Source organism: Clostridium sp. HV4-5-A1G, assembly GCF_900184915.1.
Taxonomy (GTDB): Bacteria; Bacillota; Clostridia; order Clostridiales; family Clostridiaceae; genus Clostridium_B; species Clostridium_B aromativorans.
On the sequence record NZ_FXYI02000038.1, the window covers coordinates 1 to 24025 of the forward strand.

At 34.3% G+C, this 24025-nt stretch carries 23 protein-coding genes; 2 read left to right on the forward strand and 21 right to left on the reverse strand.

The window, feature by feature from the left end:
* Positions 1–77: 77 nt before the first annotated feature.
* Complete coding sequence (locus J5G60_RS06095; RefSeq protein ID WP_207707983.1) at positions 78–926, reverse strand: MurR/RpiR family transcriptional regulator; 849 nt, start codon at positions 924–926, stop codon at positions 78–80.
* Between the two features lie 371 nt (positions 927–1297).
* On the opposite strand from J5G60_RS06095, the gene J5G60_RS06100 reads away from it, so the two are divergent.
* Together J5G60_RS06100 and J5G60_RS06105 are read left to right on the forward strand one after the other, a co-directional pair.
* Positions 1298–1972 carry a LysE/ArgO family amino acid transporter gene (locus J5G60_RS06100; RefSeq protein ID WP_150355344.1) on the forward strand — a complete coding sequence of 225 codons (675 nt, stop codon included), beginning with the start codon at positions 1298–1300 and terminating at the stop codon, positions 1970–1972.
* Entirely contained in the window at positions 1966–3423 is a 1458-nt protein-coding gene (locus J5G60_RS06105; protein ID WP_150355345.1) for an aminotransferase-like domain-containing protein, read from the forward strand. The genes J5G60_RS06100 and J5G60_RS06105 overlap by 7 nt, the downstream gene beginning before the upstream one ends.
* An 86-nt stretch (positions 3424–3509) precedes the next feature.
* Here the strand turns inward: J5G60_RS06105 and J5G60_RS06110 are convergent, their stop codons facing one another.
* The 20 genes from J5G60_RS06110 to J5G60_RS06205 form a co-directional block, all read right to left on the reverse strand.
* The gene (locus J5G60_RS06110; protein ID WP_150355346.1) at positions 3510–5015 is read right to left on the reverse strand and encodes an FGGY-family carbohydrate kinase; all 1506 of its coding nucleotides are present in this window, start codon (positions 5013–5015) and stop codon (positions 3510–3512) included.
* Positions 5016–5242: 227 nt separating this feature from the next.
* Complete coding sequence (locus tag J5G60_RS06115) at positions 5243–6079, reverse strand: class II fructose-bisphosphate aldolase (protein ID WP_150355347.1); 837 nt, start codon at positions 6077–6079, stop codon at positions 5243–5245.
* Positions 6073–7173 carry a 2-hydroxyacid dehydrogenase gene (locus tag J5G60_RS06120; RefSeq protein WP_150355348.1) on the reverse strand — a complete coding sequence of 367 codons (1101 nt, stop codon included), beginning with the start codon at positions 7171–7173 and terminating at the stop codon, positions 6073–6075. The genes J5G60_RS06115 and J5G60_RS06120 overlap by 7 nt, the downstream gene beginning before the upstream one ends.
* A gap of 281 nt (positions 7174–7454) precedes the next feature.
* Positions 7455–8579 (reverse strand): DUF362 domain-containing protein, encoded by a 1125-nt coding sequence (locus J5G60_RS06125; RefSeq protein ID WP_150355349.1) that lies wholly within the window; start codon positions 8577–8579, stop codon positions 7455–7457.
* Positions 8580–8597: 18 nt separating this feature from the next.
* A complete protein-coding gene (locus J5G60_RS06130; protein WP_150355350.1) occupies positions 8598–9590 on the reverse strand; it encodes an NADH:flavin oxidoreductase in 993 nt (330 codons plus the stop codon).
* Between the two features lie 171 nt (positions 9591–9761).
* Complete coding sequence (locus J5G60_RS06135; RefSeq protein ID WP_150355351.1) at positions 9762–11147, reverse strand: hypothetical protein; 1386 nt, start codon at positions 11145–11147, stop codon at positions 9762–9764.
* A 70-nt stretch (positions 11148–11217) separates the two neighbouring features.
* Positions 11218–12519: an acetyl-CoA hydrolase/transferase family protein gene (locus J5G60_RS06140; protein WP_150355352.1), complete on the reverse strand. Its 1302-nt coding sequence runs from the start codon at positions 12517–12519 to the stop codon at positions 11218–11220.
* Between the two features lie 14 nt (positions 12520–12533).
* Positions 12534–12797: a hypothetical protein gene (locus tag J5G60_RS06145; protein WP_150355353.1), complete on the reverse strand. Its 264-nt coding sequence runs from the start codon at positions 12795–12797 to the stop codon at positions 12534–12536.
* A gap of 9 nt (positions 12798–12806) precedes the next feature.
* Positions 12807–13091 (reverse strand): NifU family protein, encoded by a 285-nt coding sequence (locus tag J5G60_RS06150; RefSeq protein ID WP_150355354.1) that lies wholly within the window; start codon positions 13089–13091, stop codon positions 12807–12809.
* Between the two features lie 54 nt (positions 13092–13145).
* On the reverse strand, positions 13146–14600 hold the full coding sequence (locus tag J5G60_RS06155; RefSeq protein ID WP_150355355.1) for a 4-hydroxyphenylacetate 3-hydroxylase family protein: 1455 nt from the start codon (positions 14598–14600) through the stop codon (positions 13146–13148).
* A gap of 263 nt (positions 14601–14863) precedes the next feature.
* The gene (locus J5G60_RS06160) at positions 14864–16318 is read right to left on the reverse strand and encodes a sigma-54 interaction domain-containing protein (protein WP_150355356.1); all 1455 of its coding nucleotides are present in this window, start codon (positions 16316–16318) and stop codon (positions 14864–14866) included.
* A gap of 158 nt (positions 16319–16476) precedes the next feature.
* Positions 16477–16893, reverse strand: a complete 417-nt coding sequence (locus tag J5G60_RS06165) for a MaoC family dehydratase (protein WP_150355357.1) — start codon at positions 16891–16893, stop codon at positions 16477–16479.
* Positions 16894–16968: 75 nt separating this feature from the next.
* Complete coding sequence (locus J5G60_RS06170; protein ID WP_150355358.1) at positions 16969–18258, reverse strand: acyl-CoA reductase; 1290 nt, start codon at positions 18256–18258, stop codon at positions 16969–16971.
* Positions 18255–19367 carry a LuxE/PaaK family acyltransferase gene (locus J5G60_RS06175; RefSeq protein WP_150355359.1) on the reverse strand — a complete coding sequence of 371 codons (1113 nt, stop codon included), beginning with the start codon at positions 19365–19367 and terminating at the stop codon, positions 18255–18257. Before J5G60_RS06175 ends, J5G60_RS06170 begins: the two co-directional genes overlap by 4 nt.
* Positions 19368–19392: 25 nt before the next feature.
* Entirely contained in the window at positions 19393–20862 is a 1470-nt protein-coding gene (locus J5G60_RS06180; RefSeq protein WP_150355360.1) for an AMP-binding protein, read from the reverse strand.
* On the reverse strand, positions 20859–21101 hold the full coding sequence (locus J5G60_RS06185) for an acyl carrier protein (RefSeq protein ID WP_150355361.1): 243 nt from the start codon (positions 21099–21101) through the stop codon (positions 20859–20861). Before J5G60_RS06185 ends, J5G60_RS06180 begins: the two co-directional genes overlap by 4 nt.
* Before the next feature lie 233 nt (positions 21102–21334).
* Positions 21335–21889 (reverse strand): cob(I)yrinic acid a,c-diamide adenosyltransferase, encoded by a 555-nt coding sequence (gene cobO, locus J5G60_RS06190; protein WP_150355362.1) that lies wholly within the window; start codon positions 21887–21889, stop codon positions 21335–21337.
* Positions 21890–22038: 149 nt separating this feature from the next.
* The gene (locus J5G60_RS06195; RefSeq protein ID WP_150355363.1) at positions 22039–22734 is read right to left on the reverse strand and encodes an HAD family hydrolase; all 696 of its coding nucleotides are present in this window, start codon (positions 22732–22734) and stop codon (positions 22039–22041) included.
* A gap of 67 nt (positions 22735–22801) precedes the next feature.
* Positions 22802–23545 carry an aspartate/glutamate racemase family protein gene (locus tag J5G60_RS06200; RefSeq protein WP_150355364.1) on the reverse strand — a complete coding sequence of 248 codons (744 nt, stop codon included), beginning with the start codon at positions 23543–23545 and terminating at the stop codon, positions 22802–22804.
* 43 nt (positions 23546–23588) lie between these two features.
* The gene (locus J5G60_RS06205) at positions 23589–23981 is read right to left on the reverse strand and encodes a secondary thiamine-phosphate synthase enzyme YjbQ (protein ID WP_150355365.1); all 393 of its coding nucleotides are present in this window, start codon (positions 23979–23981) and stop codon (positions 23589–23591) included.
* Positions 23982–24025 lie beyond the last annotated feature (44 nt).

A 24025-nucleotide genomic window follows, 5' to 3' on the forward strand; every position in this document is an offset into this window, starting at 1 on the left:
AAAATACCCTATAATATAGGAATATAAAAAATTTCTATATTATAGGGTATTTTAATAAAGTTATCTAATTTCTTAAATTATCTTTTTCTTCTGGCTACAGCCAGACGTGACTTGTTGACCTCTTTTATACTGGAGGGTCCCATCTTTAAAATCAATTTCACATAGAGTATATCTATAATAACGAGTTGTACAATACGGGAAACCATTGCATCTGAACGATATTTTGTCTCATTTGTAGAACTCAACAATACAGCATCCGCAACTTCAGTTATTGTGGAATGAATATAACTTGTTAAAGCTACAACTTTAACACCATTTTCTTTTGCTATGTCTATACAATCCAGATCTTCATAGCTTTCACCTGAATGTGAAACTATAAACAACAGATCAGAGGGAACCGTATGAGCACATACTATATTCATTATATGAGAATCATCACAATTGAAAACATTTAACCCAATTCGCGAAAGCTTATGAAATGCATCTTTCGCAATTATTCCGGATGCACCCATTCCAAAAAACAACACCCTTCTAGCATTTAAAATTAAATCTGTCACTTTATCAATCGACTCGTCATCTACCATATTGCTGATATCCCTTATAGAATTTACTGTTGAAAATATAACTTTTTCCTTAACATCACTTGTACTGTCATCAGGCTTGATCTCTTCATATATGGCCTGAGTTGAATCTGCGGATATGTCCTGAGCAGTTCTCACCCTAAACACCTGATAGGAGCTAAACCCTATTTTTCTTAAGAATCTCATTATGGTTGTCTCACTGGTATTACATTTACTTGCAAGATCGCTTATGGAAAGAAGGATAACCTCATTCCTGTTATTTAAGATAAAATCTGCAATATTCTTTTGTACAGGTGACAGAAGGTTATATTTTGTTCTTATTATAGTAAATACATTATCTTTCACAACAATTTTCTCCTTAACATTAATTAAAAGTACTATATACTATTTAATACTAATTTGATGGACTAAATATAGTAAATATACCACCCTTATATATAAAAATTAGTAATTAATTTACTATCATTAATAGTAATACATTTATCCATATATGTCAATGACCATAAATAGTAAAACTCCAGCATTGATTCGCTAAACCCATAAATGTTATACTTGTTTAAAATCCCAATTATACGAATTTTACATAGGTAAAATGAGCTTTTAATTATATAAAATTTCTGGTTGGTACAATTTTCGATTTCTGGTTGCAGACATCTTCCTGTAAAAGCATTTATAATTGATTATATCAACTATAAATGCTTGGAGATGAAAAAGTAATGAAATACTTTATACAGGGACTACTGCTTGGAATTTCTTATGTAGCACCTATAGGCATGCAGAATCTATATGTCATTAATTCTGCCATGTCAAATAAAAAAACCGATGCCTACAAAATAGCTTTCATAACAATATTCTTTGATATTTCTCTTGCCATTACTTGCTTTTGGGGAATTGGAACTATAATTGAGAGGTTGAAAGTTTTAAAAATTTTCGTTTTACTTGTAGGCTGTATAGTTGTCATATATATTGGGCTAAATCTTATACTAAGTACAACATATATAAACAGGAAAGCAGCTGTAGAAAAAAATTTAACTAAAACAATAGCTTCTTGTTTTATAGTCACATGGATGAATCCCCAGGCTATTATTGACGGCTCCTTACTTTTAGGTGGATTTAAGGCATCCATGTCCTATGAAAATTCTGGATTTTTTATATTTGGATCCTGTACGGCCTCGTTTTTCTGGTTTATATTTCTCACAACCATAGTATCCATCTTTAAGCATAGTTTTAACAAAAAATCCATAAGAATCATCAATATAATATGCGGTATAGTAATAATTTATTATGGATTGAAACTGGGCCTTAATTTTATTCAAGAATTGTCAAATACTAAATTCATAGATAATCTCTTAAATTATATTATTGTAAAAGGATCTGAACATATATGTTAAATATAGATTGGAAACCCCAACGAAATTCTTCCACTGCGCTGTACAGACAAATTGTAGATTATATAAAAGAGAAAATAGGAAATGGAGAGTGGACTGTAGGAACACGACTTCCAGTACAAAGAGAGCTGGCAAAAATATTTGAAGTAAACAGAAGTACTGTGATAGAAGCCTTAGATGAATTAAAAGCAGATGGGTTGATTGAAGGCAGAGGTAAAAAAGGTACTGTAATTATAAATAACACCTGGTCTTTAATGGCTTCAACACCTGCTGGAAATTGGGAGCATTATATAAAAAATGGAATACAGCAGCCCAATTTACCTACGATTCAAATTATAAACAAACTTGAGTACAGTGATAATATAATAAGACTTGGAACAGGAGAACTTTCTCCTGAGTTATTCCCAGAAGAAATGATGAAAAATGTATTCAGTACTATCTCCAATAAAATAAAATCCCTGGGATATGAGAGGCCTAAAGGTTTATTATATTTAAGAGAAATTATAAGCCAGCATATTAAAAAATTTCACATAAATGCATCGCCTTCTTCTATATTGATCGTCTCAGGATCTCTTCAAGCACTTCAGTTGATTTCAATGAGTATATTAAAACCCGGTTCTACTGTGCTTGTAGAAAAACCCTCTTATATAAAATCACTTCACGTATTTGAATCCTGGGGGACTAAATTAAAGGGGATATCTATGGATAAAGATGGAGTTAAATTAAATGAGATCTTGAAAAACTTGGATAATACCACTTCGCTTTTATACACCATACCTACATTCAATAACCCTACAGGTACAATTATGTCACAGGATAGAAGGGATGATTTATTAAATTTATGCACTCGTGAAAGACTCCCTATTATTGAAGACGATGCTTACAGGGAATTATGGATGGAAGAAATTCCTCCTGACACTTTGAAGTCAAGGGACAAAAATGGAATAGTGCTCTATATGAATACCCTTTCAAAATCTTTAGCTCCGGGAATGCGAATCGGATGGGTAATAGGACCTGAAGCTGTTATAGAGCGTTTAGGAGATGTGAAAATGCAAACAGACTATGGGGCAAGTTCTATCTCACAGTATGCAGCTGCAGAATGGATAAAGAGCGGATTATATGAAGCATACCTCAAAAAACTCAGGAGAAAACTTAAATTAAGAAGAGACATTACAATAAAAATTCTTGAGAAATATTTTTCAGACATAGCTCTGTGGAATATACCAAAAGGAAGCTTTTATATATGGATGAGATTGAACAGCAAAATAAATATGACCAAACTTTTTTACAGGTGCTGTAAAAACGGAATTCTTATCAATCCAGGATATATGTATGATTTCAATACAAATTATAATATAAGAATTTCATATTCTTATGCTTCTATACAGGATTTGCAATTTGGACTAAAAAAACTTTCCGATATAATTAGGAATTCACATTTTGACTTAGAATAATTAAAATATAATGCTCTACTCTTCAGAAATCTGTAAAGCAGAGCACTATCATTGTATCTATAAATTATTTAATTGCCATTATCTCTTCAATTAAATAATTTATAGATATCACCCTTTTCCAAAGCATTATAAAGACTGTTCTTTCTCTTCAAAAGTTCTTTATATTTTATTACATAGTTCTTATCCGGTTCAAATACCTCCTGTCTGGCATTACATATGTTTTTAAATGCTTCATTATAATCATCATAAACACCTAATGTAACAGAAGAGCTTATCAATGCCCCAAGAGAGCTTGCCTCACTATTTTCATATTTTATTACATTTTTATCGAATGCACTGGCCTGAATTTTATCAAATAAATCAAATTTAGTCATTCCACCTGCTACATTGACGCTGTTGATTTCACCGGATATATTTTCAATAAGGTTAATATTATCGGCTATTTCAAGAGCAATTCCTTCAAGTACAGCTCTCGCCACATCTCCTCTTTTAGTTCCCAAGGTAAGATTGAAAATCACACCTTTTGCCATAGGATTCCAGTAAGGTGCCGCACTACCCTGAAAATGTGGAAGCAGCAATACACCATTCGCACCTACTGTAGATTCAATGGCCTCATCATTTAACATCTTAAAAGAATCTCCACTGCTTTCTTTGTAAAACTGTTCCTTAAGCCATCTATATATAGCACCTGTATTAAAGATACCAGCTTCAGCTATCCATTTGCCAGGAACAGCTGCAGCACTGCATAACGTTCTCATCTGCCCGTCAAAAGCAGGCTTTTCAGAAAACGCAATTACAAAAGATCCTGTACCCGTATTAGCTTCTGCAGAACCCGGTGCCAATATATTTAAGGCCAAAGCTGCACACTGTTGATCTCCACCCCCTATAATTACAGGAATATCTGATTTTAACCCGGTAATTCTTGACATCTCCTGTGTCAAATTCCCCACTATTGAGCCTGGGGCACAGAGTTCAGGCAGCAATTCTTTATCTATCCCAATTTCATTGAGCAATTCCTCATCCCAGTTAAAATTCTTTATATTCATAAGCATAGTTCTCGATGCCTGTGTCCAATCCGTAATAAACTTCCCGGTAAGTAAATATATAACAAAATCTTGTACACCTAATAACTTATGTGTATTTTTATATATTTCAGGCTGCTCTTCTTTAATCCAAAGCATTTTAGGTGCTGAAAAATAAGGATCTAACCTCAATCCAGTTTTACGATAGATCTCATTTGCACCAATTATATTTGAAATCTCAAAACACTGTGTATTACTCCTTTTATCCTGCCACATAACAGAATTAAACAATGGTTTACCTTTTATGTCTACCGGAATTACAGATGCCCTCTGAGAAGTCACCGCAATTGTACATATATTCAACCTATTTCTATTTACATACTGAGCAGTATTCATAAGTGTAAAAACCAATGCATTGTGCCAGCTTTCAGGATCCTGCTCCACTTCATTACCATTCGTTATCACTGTATGATATTCCTTAGACTCCTCATGTATAAACTGACCTTTTAAGCTATAAACTATAGATCTCAAACTGGATGTACCTACATCAATTATAATTGCGTATTCCATAACTTACCTCCATTTAAAAGTTATTTTATAAAACGTATTCATTTTATAACAAATTATTTTACACCCCAGTAATTCAGCAGATTGTCCTTCTTTTTAATTAAGCTTACAAAAAGGTATTAATTAAACTATTTTTTAAAGGAACATATCCATATGTTCCTCTAAAAATAGTTCAATATTTTAATCCTAAAGATATAAAATCACATCAATTATCGTTCATAAAAATCACTTTATGCATCATAAAACATGTTCATATATTTTTTTACAACTTCTTTAACATATTTTACTTCCATTAAAGACACTTTTGAAAGATGATAATTCGTATCTGACTTAAGTGCTCCCTTTATCTTATTTACAGTATACATCGATATTTCAGTGTTTACATTTATTTTGCAGATGCCATTGTATATGCACTCTTTAATAGTGGCTTGAGGGGTTCCTGAACCGCCATGCAATACCAGGGGTATGTCTATCTTTGAGGATATTGCCTTTAGCACTCCTATATCTATCTTAGGTTCCCCCTTATACATACCATGAACAGTTCCTATTGATACGGCAAGAGCATCCACTTCTGTCTTTTTTACAAATTCTTCTGCTTGATCCGGGTCTGTGTAAATCTGTTTTCCCTCGTCTTCATTTGAATAATCTCCACGTGATAATGCCCCAAGTTCCGCTTCTACCGTTACCCCCACTGCATGCGCAATAGATACTATTTGAGCTGTCTTACGTAAATTCTCTTCAAAGCTAAGGCTGGATCCATCAAACATCACAGATGTGAATCCTGCTCTAATGGCCTGAATAATATGCTCAAAGGATTTACAATGATCCAGATGAAGGGCAACTGGAGTACTGATATTTTTAGCCAGGGAATTTACTACTGCATACACAGTATTTAAATCCATATTGCCTAAATATTTTTCTCCAAATGCCACTATGACAGGTTTCTTTAACTCATCCGCCGACTCCAGTACACCTTTTATAGTTTCAAAATTATATACATTAAAAGAACCTATAGCATGCTTCTTCAAATGAGCATCTTTTAACATTGATGATAAATTTACTAACATCCTCTCACCTCGTTGAGCCACTTTTTAAATTCTTTATTCTCAAGCACTTCAGGGTTTACTATAAATCTGGTCTCTTCTGTCTTCAACAATTTTTCGATGTCTTCCATAAGAAGTTCCGGCGATCTGCTCAAAGCTTCCTTAGTTGTGCCTGCTATATGAGTGGATAAAGTCACATTGTCCAGTTCCAAGAACTCACTGCCCTCAGGTATAGGTTCTGTCCAGAACACATCCAGTCCTGCACCGGCTATTTTTTTCTCTTTCAATGCCTTCAACAGTGCTTTTTCCTCCACAAGTCCTGCTCTTGCAGTATTTATAAGATAAGCTGTAGGCTTCATAGATCCTATTTCTTTCTCACCTACTAGATTTTTAGTTTCTTCACTTAAACGAGCATGAAGTGTTATAAAATCACTTTCTTTAAATAAAGTTTCTTTATCTACGGGAGTACAACCTGCTTTTTTTATAACTTCATCATCCACAAATGGATCATATACCATGGTATTTGTTTCAAAACCAGAAAGCTTTTTAGCTACAAGTCGTCCTATATATCCAAATCCCACAATACCAACATTTTTTCCTTTCAATTCCGGAACCCAGCTGGAATTGGAAAACTCTTTTCTCCATTTTCCTCCTTTAATTGAATGAAAAGCTCTGGCAATATTTCTACATTCACTCAACAGCATTCCGACTGCATAGTCAGAAACTGCCTCTGCATTTCTTCCCTTTACATTAAAAACAAGTATTCCCCTTTTTGTAGCTTCTTCAACATTTACGTTTTCAAGTCCTGCACGGGATACCCCTACTATACGCAGTTTCGGCATAGCTTCAAAAACTTTTGAAGAAACGGGTAAAAATAGTCCCATGAGCATGGAAGCATCTTTTCCTTCAGCTTTTATCAGTGAATCGACTTCTTCTATTTCAGGTCCCTTTTTCTCTACTTCCAGCCTTCTATTTTGAAGTTTACCCCAGTCAGATTCCCAATTGCCAACCTTAGTTTCTCCTACAAATTCATTCAGATACTTTTTACAAGCTCCTTCGAAGCTTTCTCCCGGAATCATAGCATCTCCTATTAACAATGCCTTTACTTTCTTTCCCATAATTATGTCCTCCTCTTATTAAAACAGTTTATTTAAATTTTCACGGCAATAAATATAAGTTTTCTCTAAAATCTAAATATATTTTACATCAGTTTATTTACGACTTATTAGTATATTTAGCAGTAAATTTATTACTAAATACAGTATGTCATAATTTATTTTATTTGTCAACAGCTACTTTCCGTGTAAACTAAGTTAATTAAACATGGATTTATAACATAGTCCAATTGGACTGTATTATAAATCCATAAATTCTCATCAATACAAAACAAAAAATCAAGTTATAGGTTTATCAACTTATAATCTCTAGAACCGAGACCTATTTTTTCTCCATAAGCAAGTTGAACCTCACCGTAAGTATTCTTTCTCATAGCTTTAAATTTATCCTCACAGTGGTGATAATCATGGTCATGGTGCTCATTATCTTTTAAAAATGTATTATTCAATTCTACTGCTTTATTTACTAAATCATAACAAGCGGTATCCAGAGCCACTGGATCTACAGATGCCAGTATTCCTATATCCGGCACTATGGGAGTATCACTCCAGGGAACACAATCACAGTCAGGTGTTACATTAATTATAAAGTTTATATATCCTACTTTTCCCTCTTTTCCCTTCACTGCCCCATAAGCATATTCGGTAAGTTTTTCAGTAAATATTTTTGATTCCACTTCACCGCCTGATTCAATGGCCTTAACAGGGCAAACTGTCATACATTCACCACATCCTACACATCTCATCTTATCTATGGATGACTTTTTATCCTCAAGGGTTATGGCTTTTTGAGGACATACCTTTGCACACTGCCCACAGCCTATACATTTTTCTATATTCACACTAGGCCTTATGGAATGTTGATCTTTTTTACCTGTAGGATTTGCACATCCCATGGCCAAATTCTTAATGGCTCCACCAAATCCCGCAACTTCATGACCCTTAAAATGAGACATTACAATCATACTATCAGCCCCAACTATGACACCGGATATCCTCGTATTTTTAAAATGTCTCTTATTTATTTCCACTTCCCTTACATTCTCACCTTTCAAGCCATCTGCTATTATCACAGGTGCATTTACTACCGCATAATTAAATCCATGCAATATTGCTGTGTTTACATGGTCAACCGCATTTGATCTGCTTCCAGAATACAATGTGTTTGAGTCAGTTAAAAATGGATTCGCACCAGCTTCTTTTACCTTGTCGACAATTTGTCTTACAAATACAGGGTTGATATACCCATCGCTTCCAAGCTCACCAAAATGAATTTTTATAGCAGTTAAATCTCCCTTATTAAGAAGATCTTTAAATCCCGCTTTATCAAATAATTTTTTTATCTTGGTTATTTTATTTTCTTTTGCTTTTCTAGCCCTTAAGGTTACAAAATATACGCTACTTTTCATAAGATCACCTCATTATGATCATTCAAGACTCTCAACAGCTTTTTTAGCCCAACTGGAATCCCTATATACAGCTCTGCCTACTCCAATGAGATCTGCCTTATTTTCAGACAGCAGTGTTTCAGCAGCCTGAACTTCTGTAATTCCGCCCGTTAAAATGACAGGAATGGATATAACTTTTTTAATTTCTTCAGTAAGAGGTGAAAAATACCCCTGCGAAGTATTTCCAGGCAAAGTATACCTGCAAAATCCACCGGAAATATCAAGTACATCAACCCCTGCTTTTTCAAATTCCAGGGCTGCAATTTTACTATCTTCAACAGTACTTCCTCCCGGCATATAATCAGAAGCACCTAGGCGCAAAAAAATGGGGAAATCATCGCCTACAGATTCACGGATCGCCCTGATGATATCAAGATGTATTTTAATTCTAGCTTTTACATTTCCTCCATATTCATCAGTTCTTTTATTGGTAAGAGGAGAAAAAAATTGATTTAAAAAATAACCATGAGCAGAATGAATTTCAACACCGTCAAATCCGGCCCTTTTTACACGAATTGCCGCTTCCTCAAACTGCTTAACTATATTTTCAATTTCCATACAGGTAAGTTCTTTCGGCATATCTCCTTTTATCGGATTTGCCACAGCAGAAGGACCAACTACTTCAGCACCCGTAATACTCCTACTGGCAGCACTGCCGGCATGGTTAATCTGCATTATGGTTTTAGAACCATTCCTGTGAATAATTTCAGATAATCTTTTCAAGCCTTCCACTAAACCGTCATCTGATATAGAGAGCTGTTTCTTGCTTGCCTTTCCTGCCTGAGCAATAAAACTATGTTCAATAATGATAAGCGATATATATCCTCCCTTTGACTTTTCATCATAATATTTCAATATATCCTCACTTACTTTTCCATCTTCCCTGGACTTTGAGGTAGCCATCGGCGGCATAATCAACCTATTCTTTAAAGCTAATTTGTCTGTTTCAAGCGGTTTAAGTAAATATGACATATTCATACCCCCAATTACAATCTTTAAATAACATTATACCACATCCCAAATCACGCATTTTAACCTTACCTTAAAAAAGTTCGCATTTTAAAGTAAAAAATAAATAAGAGTTCTCTAAAAACTATATAACTCTCATTTTTTAGAAAACCCTTATTTTAAAACACATAAATTCTAAGCTTCTTCTTTAATTTCCGTTTTTTTATCTTCTCTAACAAAAATATTTACATCCAGATTCTTTTTATTGCCAAGCAACACCAATAAACTCAACACTATGCCTACGGCAAGACCCCAGGCAGCACCTCTTGCAACTATTACAGCAGCCATTACACCTGCAATTCCCAAATCATTTATAGTACGTGCTTTCAGTATTCCTATTCTCACAGAAACATACCCTTGAACCATCATGGTCAAAGCCAGTGCTATATTTAAAATTGGAGTGACAAGAGTAACTATAGGCATTAAGAAATAACCTGTTAAAGTACCAAACCTGAATGAACCTGCACCTCCGTTTATAGAATCCATGGCTTTTCTACCATGTTTATATCTGTCACATACCACAACCTGCATAGCTGCCCATAGAGGGCCGCACATAGTTATATCAGGGCCTATAATTGACATTAAACAATTACGCAGTCCAAATATTAAATGCGATCTGTTAGGATTATAGTCTATAAACTCATCCGGGCGAACTTTTCCTGCATCTTCCAATAATGCCTGTGCCTGAATCATTTCACCAAATAATATTACATAAGCTGAAAATACCATTGGTATGGCCTGTATAAACATTTTCGCCGATGGAAAGCCTATGGACCAGAATGTCCAATGACTCCACAGTTCTCCAAAGGAAGGGTTCGAAAATCCCCATTTAATACTTGGCCACATAGTTTCTCCTACGAGCGGAGCTACTACTACTGCCAGCAATATACAGGGCAAAATCCCCAGATTTGAAATTACCTGAAGAACTTTGTTTTTATTTCTCAAGCTCTTAAAATAATTTGAAAATAACAGCCAAAATGCCAAACCTATACATATTGCAATTGACCAGGGATATTTTTGGAAATATCCAGTTTTTCCAAATACAGTATTTACGGCTGCAATTCCAGCTCCCATTATGATACCAGCCTGCATACAGTTTGGTATCAGTGTAATTATTTTCTTGCCCAACCCTGTAATACCAAGGAAAGCAGCAAAAACACCTAAACTCAATTCAAATGCAATAAGTGCTTGTACTCTTTCAGGACCCATAGGGAATTCACTGACATACAACATTAAAAGTGGTATGGCAGGTGTAACCCATCCCGGTACAACCGGATCACCCAGCAAGACATGAGTGCAGTAAAGAATTCCATTAAGAACGACAATGGCCAATGCAACTTCAAATGGCATTCCCAAATACTGCTGAAGCATGGGGATAGCACCAAGACAAACAGCACACATCAAAAGTCCCTGAACATAATCTGCAATTTCAAACCTATAGTGCACTCCTGGAATACGTATTTTGAACGGACCTGCTGGTATATAAGGGCACTCTTTTCCATATTCTCTTTTATGTGCCATGAATTATTCTCCTTTACTCATTTTTATTTTTACATATATCCTTCACTCATTTTTATTCTTTATATATTTACTAAAATTTATCATTAAATCTCTTCTCAAATTCTCTAATCAACGGTTCTCTAAAATCCGGGTGAGTGACATTTATCAAAGCTCTAGCCCTATCTCTCAGAGTCTTTCCCTTAAGATGAGCAATACCATATTCTGTAACCACATAATCTGCATCACATCTATTAGTAGTAACCGTAGCACCAGTATCCAGCAGTGAAACTATTCTTGAAACTTTTCCCCTTGCCGCAGTAGAAGGTATGGCTATAATTGCCTTACCATCCCTGGCCATATTGGCTCCCCTTATAAAATCCACTTGTCCTCCAACTCCGCTTATCTGTTTTAATCCTATACTTTCAGAACATATCTGTCCCATTAAATCTACTTGAACGCAGGAATTTATTGACACCATCTTATAGTTTTGCATAATAATTCTAGGATCATTTACATAATCTACAGGATAAGAGGCTATAATAGGGTTATCGTCTACAAAATTATATAATTTTTTCGTACCCATTAAAAATGTCACAACTATTTTCCCAGGATGAAGAGTTTTTTTGCTATTATTAATAACCCCTGCATTTACTAAATCTACCACACCATCTGATATCATTTCAGAATGTATCCCCAAGTCCTTTTTATCTTTCAAAAACATAAGTACAGCATCTGGAATGGCACCTATACCAAGCTGAAGAGTTGAACCATCTTCAATTAAAGATGCACAGTATCTCCCTATGGACTTCTCCACTTCTCCCAATTTAGCCGGCTTCAGTTCTATAAGCGGATGCGAAACTTCCACTATATAGTCAATGTCCGATACATGTATAAATGAATCTCCCAAAGTCCTTGGCATATTTTCATTTACTTCCGCAATTACAAGTTTGGCATTTTCCGCTGCCGGTTTGGTATAATCATTGGAAACTCCAAAACTACAATAGCCATATTTATCCGGCCTGCTTACCTGTATGATTGCCACATCCACCGGCAAATAGCCATTCCTAAATAAATCCGGTACCTCATAGAAATAGCAAGGTGTATAATCACCTCTGCCTGAATTTACAGCATCCCTGGTGGTAGCTCCTGCAAACAGTGAATTGTGGTGAAAATATTTTTCCATTCCGGGTTTAGCATATTCACCTTTGCCCATGGCTACCATATGAACTATCTCTACGTTTTCATAATTTTCTTTATTTTTAACCATCGCATCTACTATATCCAGGGGTTCCCCAGTAGCATGTGCAATAACTACCCTGTCATTAGATTTTATTTTAGAAACAGCTTCTTCTGCATTCACCAATTTTTTCTTATATATATCCTTCCAATTCATAAAGATAATTCCCCCTATATTTCATCGGAATATTGATCTAACAGATTTTTAACTTCATTAAAATCTTCTTCAGATCTCACCAATATTTTTTTAAACTTAAATTTAAGTTCGCTGTAGTTAACACAGCAGCTACTACATCCACACAAAATTATCAATATATCATACACTTTATCCAATTGAGCTACTTCAAAATTGTACCTAAAACTTTTTTTCAAATTATATAAAAATTTCTTTCTATCATATCTGGAATTACACCCTCCGCAATATTTAATCCCCACGTTCAGCACTCAGTCATCCAAATCCTTATTTAATATTTTTTTTGCTAGATCTAAAGTGTCCTGACTTATATAATCTACAACTTCTACTTTTTTTACCTGTTCGATTTTTAATTTCAAAGAAGTTTCAATTACGTTTTTTACAGTGTCCTTGGATAAAGCACAATTGCTGCACTGGCCCAAAAGCCTAATTTTAACTACTCCATCTTTCACTCCAATAAATTGGATATCCCCATTATGACTATTTAAATAAGGTCTTATGTTTTTATCAATTACTTCCAATATTTTTTCTTCCATAATGCAGCACCTCATTTTACTCATGGGGTGAAAATCACCCCATCTTTATATTCACTATTCTTCTATTCTGGCTATAGCTTTTGCCAACAATTTCTTCTGGCCCAGATTTCCCTGTCTTGATATCATTATTCTCTGTGCCTGTGGTGAACCTGCACCGTGCATGGACTCAGTTCTATAGCCCACTGCTGCAGTGCCTAGGCTCAAGTTTTCTATAAGCCTGAGTACTTTCATTCTGTTCTCTACGGGAACAGATGCAGTCCCTACTAGATATTTTTCTACATATTTGCCTACTTCAGGGCTCTTATAATCCTTTTCTGAAGGCATTGTAACCATAAGACCTCCTGCTATATCTTCCGCCAGCCTTACAATTTCATATGGAAATCTCGTTACATTCTGCTTACATACATTTGCAAGCAATAAATCTATCTGATAGTTGCCCGCTTTTGTTGGATATCCCTCAGAAGAGCAGGCAATTCCACAGGCATACAGTGTTTCATTCAAATGCATCATTTCTATCAACTTGTCCTTTATATGAGATGCCCTTGGCACTCCATTATAATCGGCAGCCAGTGCGGCAGCTCCTATAAGTACATCTCCCACTCCAACTTTGCAACCACCATAGCTCTGTCTGTGATATCCTGCAAACCTTTCCACCAGCATACCTGCATATTCAGTTTCACCATTTAAAAATATTCTGTCATTTGGAACAAATACATCGTCAAATACCGTCAGTGCTTCTACACCGCCAAAATTCTTATTACCTACATCAATGTCAGCATCTTTTTCCAGTTTTCTTGTGTCACAGGACTGTCTCCCAATTATCATGGTTATTCCCTTTGTATCAGTAGGAACTGCAAAAGATATTGCATAATCCTTATCCTCAGGTTTCATAGCCTGTGTAGGCATTACCAGAACTTCATGAGAATTACAAATTCCTGTCTGGTGAGCCTTTGCACCTCTAACTACTACTCCGTCCGGCCTTCTTTCTACAACTCTCAAGTACAAATCCGGATCAACTTGTTTACTTGGGGATAATCCTCTATCTCCCTTAGGGTCTGTCATTGCTCCATCAACTGTGAGATCCTTGTCTTGAACATATGCCAAATATTTTTTAAAGTTTTCAAAATAATTAGTATCGTACTGTTTGTCTATCTCAAAAGTAGTGCTGTATACTGCATTAAATGCATCCATTCCAACACATCTTTGGAAACAAGCGGCAGTTTTTTGTCCACATAATCTCTGCATTTTAACTTTCTTTACCAGATCTTCGGTACTTTGATGCAAATGAGTAAATCTATTTACCTTCTCGCCTGTTATATTTGATTTTACCGTCATAAGATCCTCGTATTCCGGCTGCTGAGCCAGATCATAAGTCATCTTCACAGAATTAAGAGATGGACGAAGTACGGGATTATCTACAGGGCTTTCTACTTTTTTCCCCAGATAATAAACGTTTAACTTTAGTTTGCGCAAACTCTCCACATATTCTTCTCCTGTCATTAAAGACATCGCAATCATTCCTTTCATCTCATATAGATATAATTTTTTACTTACACAACCTTATTAAAGCAATTTTAGTACCAGTTTTTTATACAAAATACAAAAAATTCGCACAGTCCTCAATTTAGCAGGCAATTGCAGAACTATACGAATTTCTGTACTATAAAAATACTACAGTCGGATTCATAGATTTATTGCATAATCGCAACATAATATCTTTTGCTTATTCAATTTATCAAATATATCTCTTATTTGCATAATTGCAACTGATTTCATTTTTGCAACATACATTTATTCCTGTACCTCTTCCTCTTTCTAACTAAAGTGGAGGCATTTATTCCAAGTTCCCTCGCTGCATCCCTCACATTTCCACATTTTCTAAAAGCACTTTCTATCATAGACTCTTCCAGATTTTCAACCGCATCCTTTAGAGTTAAATGATTCTTTATCATGCCACTTTCCTCGCTCTCAAATTTGCTGCTGTCCCAAACTTCCCTTATGGGCAGATCGCTTCTCAGTATCTTGTCCCGTGTAGTCATAATTATAACTCTTTCTATTATATTTTTTAATTCCCTTACATTTCCCGGCCATCTATATTCTTTTAAAGAATCCACTGCTGCACCGGTAATCACTTTATTAAAATCATATTTCTTATTAAATACACCCATAAAATAATTTATAAGTGGCTCAATGTCACCCTTTCTCTCTCTAAGAGGCAAAATCGTAATGGGCACTACATTCAATCTATAGTATAGATCTTCTCTAAATATCTTTTCATCAACCATTTTTTCCAAATTTCTATTAGTTGCGGCAATCACCCTTATATTAATTTTTATAGTACTTGTACCGCCTACTCTCCTGATTTCTCTCTCTTGAATCACCCTCAAAAGTTTAGCCTGCATATCCATGTCGAGTTCCCCAATTTCATCCAAAAAAACCGTACCCTCATCTGCTAACTCGAAAAGACCCATCTTCCCCTCCTTGCTTGCACCTGTAAACGACCCTTTTTCATAGCCAAAAAATTCTGATTCTATGAGGTTATGAGGTATAGAACTACAGTCTATTTTTATAAAATTCTTATTGCTTCTCCTGCTGTTTTTATGTATATATTTAGCTACTTTTTCCTTGCCTACACCAGTTTCCCCCAGCAAAAGCACAGTTGTATCCACTTTTGCCACTTTTTTTGCCATATTAAGTGTATTGATCATCTTTTCATCTTTCACTATAATATCTGAGCATTCAAGAATCTGCTTTCTCATTGCCTCCAGCTGTAAATGATATTTTCCCATGATCTCCCTATTTTTCTCCAGTTGTTCCTTCAATTCATAGAGTTCCGTAACATTTCTCACATTTGTGACCACCATGGTTATTTCGCCATTTTCATCGAAAATAGGGCTGCTGGAAACCAATGCTGTCTTGCCCGTTTTAAACTTCTGTTCGATTGTAACATTTCTTCTGCTGTTCAATACTATAAGTGTCCCGGATTTGGAAATATAATTGTTTTTCTCCAGGTATCTCATATTTTTGCCAAGCATTTCACTTTTCCTCATTCCGGTGATTCTCTCATAGGACTTATTTAGAAATATGGTATTTGCATTTCCATCTGTTATATATATCCCATCATAGGAACTTTCAATAACCTGATACAGTTGTTTTATTCTGGATTTCAAAAATTTTGCATCTCCTTCCAGCAAATTATCAAAGCTTACCAATTCCCTGTCTTTCATGAATTAAACCCCCTTCTAAAATCATATAACATAAAATATAACTAAATGTGCAGTACTCTACATAAAAAATCATATCATATATTTAACCGTTTTCATGATAAAATATGCCTATAAACCCTAGCTTTCAAAGCACCAATCACGTATTTTAATAATTTATGCTATTTTGACGGCGGCATAACAAAAGCTTCACCTGTCAAAACCTTATGACCTGTTGAATTGGTACAGGTAGTTTTAAGCTTTGCTATATTCTCATTTTTATATATTTCTAAAACCTCTATTTCCACTTTTATAGTATCTCCAAAATATACAGGCAAATTGAATTTTGAGTTTTGACTTAAATAAATAGTACCTGGACCTGGAAGGTACATCCCTATACAGGCAGATAAATATCCTGCTATCAACGCCCCATGTGCTATTCTTTTCTTAAATACATCTTTGTATTTTTTTTCATCTACATGAAGTGGATTGAAATCCCCAGTTATTTCAGCAAATGAATATACATCATCTTCAGATACAATCTTTTCAAAATAAGCTCTATCTCCAATTTTCAATTCATCAATGGTTAAGCCTCTCATATAATATAACCTCCCTTATATAAGAAAGTCAGGAGCCTTACTTAAAGGTCTCCTGCCAGCAATCTTAAAGATAATCTAAATATTCAGATTACACCACATTACAAGTTCATTTATCATAAAATATCCATCCCAGGGGGAATCATAATTATTCATGGTTCCAAAACCCACCACTCTGTTTACACCCGCTGATGTAACCATACCTGCAAATTTAAAAAGCTTGTCTTTATCATCAATAGCATAACCTATTGTCTGTATCCTGCGGGTAATCAAATCCTTTATATCAAATATACTATTTATCTGCTTTACAAAAATACAACTTCCCCCTACAGGTTCTTCTAATTTTATTTCATCATCAATCAAAATAGTATATTCCAATCCGTCACTGCAGCAAATATCCTTGGTCAAATCAAGGCTGTACATTCCCCTCTTGTTTATAATTTCTGCACAGGTATTCTGATCTGGAATATTTTTATACCTTTTACCTATTCTTTGAAAAGATCTTTCAAGCATTTCAACGATATATTTCAAAGGAATATCACTTTTTTCTACAAAAAGCACATGAGGTGAAGAACAGGCTTTCTGTCCGAACAAAACTACGTCCGTTACAAACTTGTTTATATATTCACTGCAGCTATTACTTTCAACAGCATATCTGTCAAACACGGCAAAAGAATATTTTGGCCCAAAAACTATATCCTTACAGGTAGTTTTTTTAGGAAGTGAGGCAATATGATTTACTGCGTTTTCTCCTCCCCATATAATCCTTGAATCCGCAATACCAGACATGGATTTATTTAAAAATTCATCTTCTCTAGGAAAATATATCAGGGATATATTTTTCAATATATTTTTAGAAGAATATACCTGATCATTGTAGATTACCCGTATATTATCCAGAGGTTTTAATAATTTTAAAACTATAGGGATGTTTTTTTCAGGTAGTCTCACAAGATTTGAATTTTTAGCTATGAGTGACTGAAAAATTGAATAAATAGCAAGAGTAGGTACATTTCCTGCTATCCAGTGACAGCTGATTCCCCTCCCCTGTGCTTTTATGAATCTGCCGCTACCTATAGGAACAAATTTATTTAAATATTTTTTATCTTTCAAATTGATTTCTATCAGCCTTTCTATATTTGATTTTCTAAAATAGAAGGAAAGATACGCTGTTCCTGTGATTTTAAGAAGTTGTTTATCTCTAGACAATTTTTTACTGTATTCTTCCAATATGAGAATAACAGCCTCCACTGGTATTGAATTTAACAATTCTACATTTTCTCTTAAAGTATTACTTATTTCATCAAATTTATCAAAAATTTTTTTCTCTCTATAAAAGGATCCATCCAACAGGTAACAATCTATCATTTAATGGCCTCCTTTTCTGCAAATGTATCTCCACAGCCCCTGATTTCAGCTTTCTCCATCCTGGACTTGAATTTAAAATATTTACCCCGCCTTCCACATCTGCAATCATCAACCCCCACAAGCTCTCCAACATCTTCCGTCAAAATGCCCTGCGAAGGATAGCTGGAACCTAAAATACTCATAACTTCTATAATTCCACACTGACCGATCTCAACTTCTTTCAAAGTGTTAAAATCTCTTATTATAACATCTGCAAAATCCGGTACATGCTTATATCCACATTCACAATCCACAAATACCACTCCCAGTTGTTCCACCATACCATAAAAATCCAATATATTTTTTTCTTCAGTCCCAAAGACCTCTGCTGTCCTCCTGTTAAACTCCTTTTTTTCAACACTTTCAGAAACAAGTTTCTTCCACCCGCCGCTGTGGAGAAGTTTCATCTTAGGAAGCAATAGCCTAATATTCCTCTTTTCCAATTCTCTTACAAATCTGCTCCATATTATATAGGTAAAACCATATACCAATACTTCCCTATCTCTATTTTCATCTTCAAATTTTCTCAATCTGGACAAATTTACTTCCAAATGCCCATCCTTTTTATCCATAACATAAGTTATACTGCTGGCAAAATTACTGATTCCCCTAATAGCTGCTCCCCTCGCATTCAATACAGCATTTTTTTTGTTCACGTCTTCCGTATCCAGGATAAGAAGAGGTCTCCTATTCCCTCCAAGAAAATCCTTTAAAGTATTTATAAGACCCTGAATCTGCCTTATAGACGTAGTTTTATCCAGATATATCTTGCTGGGAATTCCAGAAGTAGTGGAACTGGAATTTAAAATTCTTATTACATCTTCACTGCTGCAGGTTAAAAGAGCAAATTTTTTGAACATGTTTACTGGGATAAATGGGACTTCTGAAAGTTTCGAAATCTTGGGAATATTTATAGAAAATTTTTTATACATACTGCTTATATTGGGGCTGACTTTATTCAATTCAAGCTGCTTCTTGATTATATCGAGCAGTATACTTTCCTTTTTCTTTTGAGATATTTTAAATTGATTACCTAATACTATGTTTTCTATTAAATGGTCTATTTCCACATATATCCACCTACCTTGTTTTACCTTACATATTCTTCAGCTTTTTAAGCAGTACTTTGCCTGATGAATTTTTGGGAAGTGACGGTAAAAACTGTACATATTTGGGTACCTTATACCTTGGAAGCCTTTCCATACAGTAATCCACTATATATTTTGAATCTATGCTGCTGTTACTATCTTTTAAAACTACAAAAGCCTTTATTGCCTCGCCTAAAATATCGTCCTCAACCCCTATAACAACACACTCCACAACCTGTTTTATACCACAGATTGTATTTTCAATCTCTCTGGGGCTTATTCTATTTCCAGCACATTTTATTATATTCTTTTCTCTGGAAACTACAAATATATATCCATCCTCATCTTTAAAGGCTAAATCACCTGTATACAAAAGACCATTCCTAAGAACCTTTTTTGTTTCCTCTTCGTCATTAAAATATCCCTTCATCACATTTCCACCTTTAGCAACTATTTCTCCTACTTCTCCTATTTCAGCTGGAAGACACTTCTTATTTAGGATCATTAATTTTGTACCTGGAATCCCCTTTCCTATAGAACCCAATTTATTTTTAATCTGAGAGGGCGGAAGATATGACAACCTAGCTGTAGCTTCAGTCTGTCCATACATAATGTATATGTCAACTCCTTTAAGAGCCTCATACAATTCCAATATAAATACCTCTGGAAGCCTTCCTCCGGCCTGTGTTACATATCTCAATGACGGCATCTCAGCATCCTTAAAATTAGTCATTCTCAACAATATCTGGTAAGTGCTTGGAACCCCTGCAAAACCAGTACAATTATATTTCTTTATGTCCTCTATAACAGTTTGAGGAAACATAAACTTACTATTTATTACAACGCTTCCACCACATCTAAAATGCGTATTCAAAAGGGATGTTCCATAACAATAGTAAAAAGGAAGTACAACCTCCACCCGGTCCTTTTCAGTCAAACGCAAATATTCCACAATAGAATCGGTATTATACATCAAATTGTAATGCGTGAGCATGACACCTTTCGGCTTTGAAGTAGACCCCGATGTAAACATAATAAGTGCTGTATCCCTTTCTACATCTACAGGATCATTCAGAACAAGTTCATTTTCACTTGTTCCCATGTCTTCTTCAGTATATAATATTGCTCTCTCATAAATCAATTTTTTTACCCTGGATTCATATTTTTTTTGACAAAAAATTGTTTTTATTTTTAAAATATCCACAATATATTTTACATCGTTTTCAGACATATTTGGATTAATCGGAACACAGATATTTCCATTTTTAATTATACCAAAATAGGTTTCTATAAAAAATCTGGAATTATCTGAAATAACAAGTACACTGTCTTTCTTTGAACATTTACTTTTATTCAGTAGATTGGATACATAATTTACACCACGGTAAATCTCCTCATAGCTTATACTGCCGCCATCTATCAATGCTGTTTTTTTTAAATGTCTGGATTTTTCAAATATATAGTCTGTAAATGTCATAGTTCCACCCCGTATTTTTTTAATATCTTTTTAATGTCTCCAATCGTATACATTCTGGATATATCAACCACATCAAAATTTACTCCAAATTCATCTCCCAGTGCTGTAACCAATTCCACATGTGCCAATGAATCCCAATCCTTTATTTCATCCGGTCCCATTTCATCTTTGATATTTTCTACATCCTTTATATTTAAAGTATCACAAATTATATTTTTGAATTTATCTAAATTATTCATAATATACTCCTCCATTTCCCCATGCAATCTTTATTAAGTAGCAATTATCATACCACCAACTAAACATTTCTATATCAAAGAATTGCAGATACCCCCTATATATGCTTGTTGCATTAATAAAACAAAAGTACATATAACTTATCCTCAGTCCTAGTAATCATAATATACATTTTATATTGTTGCAAAAATGCATTTTGTTCCATATCTGCAACAATTTTATTCTAAAATTTAAATTAATATTCAATTCCTGCTTGACCTTTAATTCCAGCATTATAGTGATGTTTAACTTCAGCTATATCACTTACCATATCTGCAGCTTCTTCGATTTTATCAGAAGCATAGCGACCGGTTAGTAACAGATTTACTTCAAGAGGTTTTTGTTTGATTAAATCTATTACCTCTTGTTCTGAAATTAAATTAAAATTGACAGCAACATTGATCTCATCTAAGATAACCAGGTCATATTTTTTACTTTTTACAATTTCCTGAGCCTTTTTAAAACCCTGTTTGGCAAGGTCAATATCTATCGGAGCTGGATTATCCTTCATTACAAAACTGTCAAGGCCGCTTTGAATAATTGTAATATCCGGAATATATTTTTCTACTGCCATGATTTCTCCGTATTTTCTACCTTTCATAAACTGGATAACACATACTTTATATCCATGCCCAATAGCACGTAAAGCTTGTCCAAATGCAGAAGTCGTCTTACCCTTGCCATTACCCGTAATTACCATCACTAAACCGCGTTTAGCAATAGTTGACTGTACCGATTGCACTCTTGACATCTTATCACCTTCCTCCCAAATTCTACTAATTTAAGCATGACTTTAAATCCCTTGTTTTATATTAATTAGGTGTCTCAATATATTTTGTTCTTTTTTTAACAATCTAATTTATTTTATCAGAAATACTTAACCTTTCAAGCTCCAAGGATTCATAATATTTCCTTAAGTTCTACAAATTTATCTATTTTTTTACAACCTTTTCCGCATTCTTTTCCTTTATTAAAAAGAATGCTGACAATTCCCAACCTCCTAGGTCCTCTATAATCATTTATAAAGTCATCTCCTACAAATACTGCATCCACCGGTGAAAACCCTGATTTTTTCAAGGCAGATACATATATTTGAGGATGAGGTTTCCTCCATCCTTCTTCTGAAGAATTTATGACAAAGCTGAAATACTCTCTCACACCGGTGTATTTCAACAGTTCTTCTATTCCTCCTTTTACCTTGAAATTCGACACTACTCCTAAAACATACTTATTCCTTAAGCTGGATATGGTGTCTTTAATTTCTTCCTCAACGTAACACCTGTTTCTATAGTTTTTCCAAAAATTTACAAGGAGATTTTCAACTAACACTCTGCCGTCCTTTTGAGCAAAATGCCTCTCTTTCATAATCTGTACATATATATCTTCAAAATCATATTCTTTATACCGGGGAATACTAGATAAAATACTTTTTTCAGCTCTTTTATAATATGTGTAAAATTCTTGGAAGCTTTTAAAATACTCTTCACATTTTGAATTTTTAAATGCCCATAGGGCATAATCACTTTTTTCTGGAAGCTCGGTCATATTTACGATTGTTTCCATGCAATCAAACATGATGCATTTAAAATCTTTCATACTTTATAACCCCTTTATATCTATAGGACCGACAATGATTTCTCCGCTTTCTGACTAGAAACAGCATCTATTCATGTTCAACTATTTTCTTCCCGACAAATTTAATTGCACTTTGTGCCAATATTTTAGTGGGATCAACATAATTGCCCTTTATATTCAACATTTTAAAAGCCACTGGCAATTCAGTACAACCCAAAATTACAGTATCAACATCTTTTGATTTAAAATATGAAAGAACAGATTGTACACTATTTAGGTCGTATTTTTTAACTCCTTTTTTGACACTATATATTAAATCGCTGACAATATTTTCATTGGTGTCATCCGGTTTAACCACCTCAATATTATATTTATTAAATATTTTATCATATATTCCTGCAAAACATGTACCTTTTGTAGCTAATAAGCCCACTTTTTTTATTTCAGTATTTATTCTTCTTATCTCCTTTACAGTCTCCGATATCATATTTAAAAAAGGTATATGAATATATTTTACTATTTCATCATAAAAATAATGGGCAGTATTACAGGGCATGATTATAACATCCGCACCCATCAATTCAAGTTTCAAGGCAGATTCAATCAAATATTTTTTGGGATCCTCCCCAGTTCCCAAAATATAGTTTGTTCTATCAGGTATTTCAGTGTTATTATCTATGATTACATGAATATGCTCATTATCACTTTTAGCATCTGTCAATGTAATTATTTTATAGAACAAATCAGCAGTAGCAAGTGGGCCCATTCCCCCTAATATTCCAATGATTTTTTTGCTGGTATTATTTATATTTTCAGCTTCTGAATCAATCATATTTATCAACCCTTTCAATATTATATAAAATTTATTTTATAAATCAGCCGCTAATTATCTTTATATATACTCTTCTATTTCGCGGCCCATCAAATTCACATAGATAAATTCCCTGCCAGGTTCCAAGTTTTAATCTTCCATTTTCAATAATGATATTACAGGAGGAACCTATAAGTGAAGCCTTTATATGAGCATGGGAATTACCTTCCACATGCAGGTATCCATTTCTTTCAGGAAATGCTTTGTTTAATCCTGATAAAATATCTTTCACAACATCGGGATCAGCATTTTCATTTATCGTTATTCCAGCAGTAGTATGGGGAACAAAAATCACTACTATTCCATTTTTGACTTCACTTTTAGCTACAACCTCATTGACAAAACCTGTTATATCCACAAACTCTTGAGCTCTTTTTGTTTTTACTAAATATTCCATTATTTCACCTTAAATCAAATATATAAATAAATATTATATTTCAT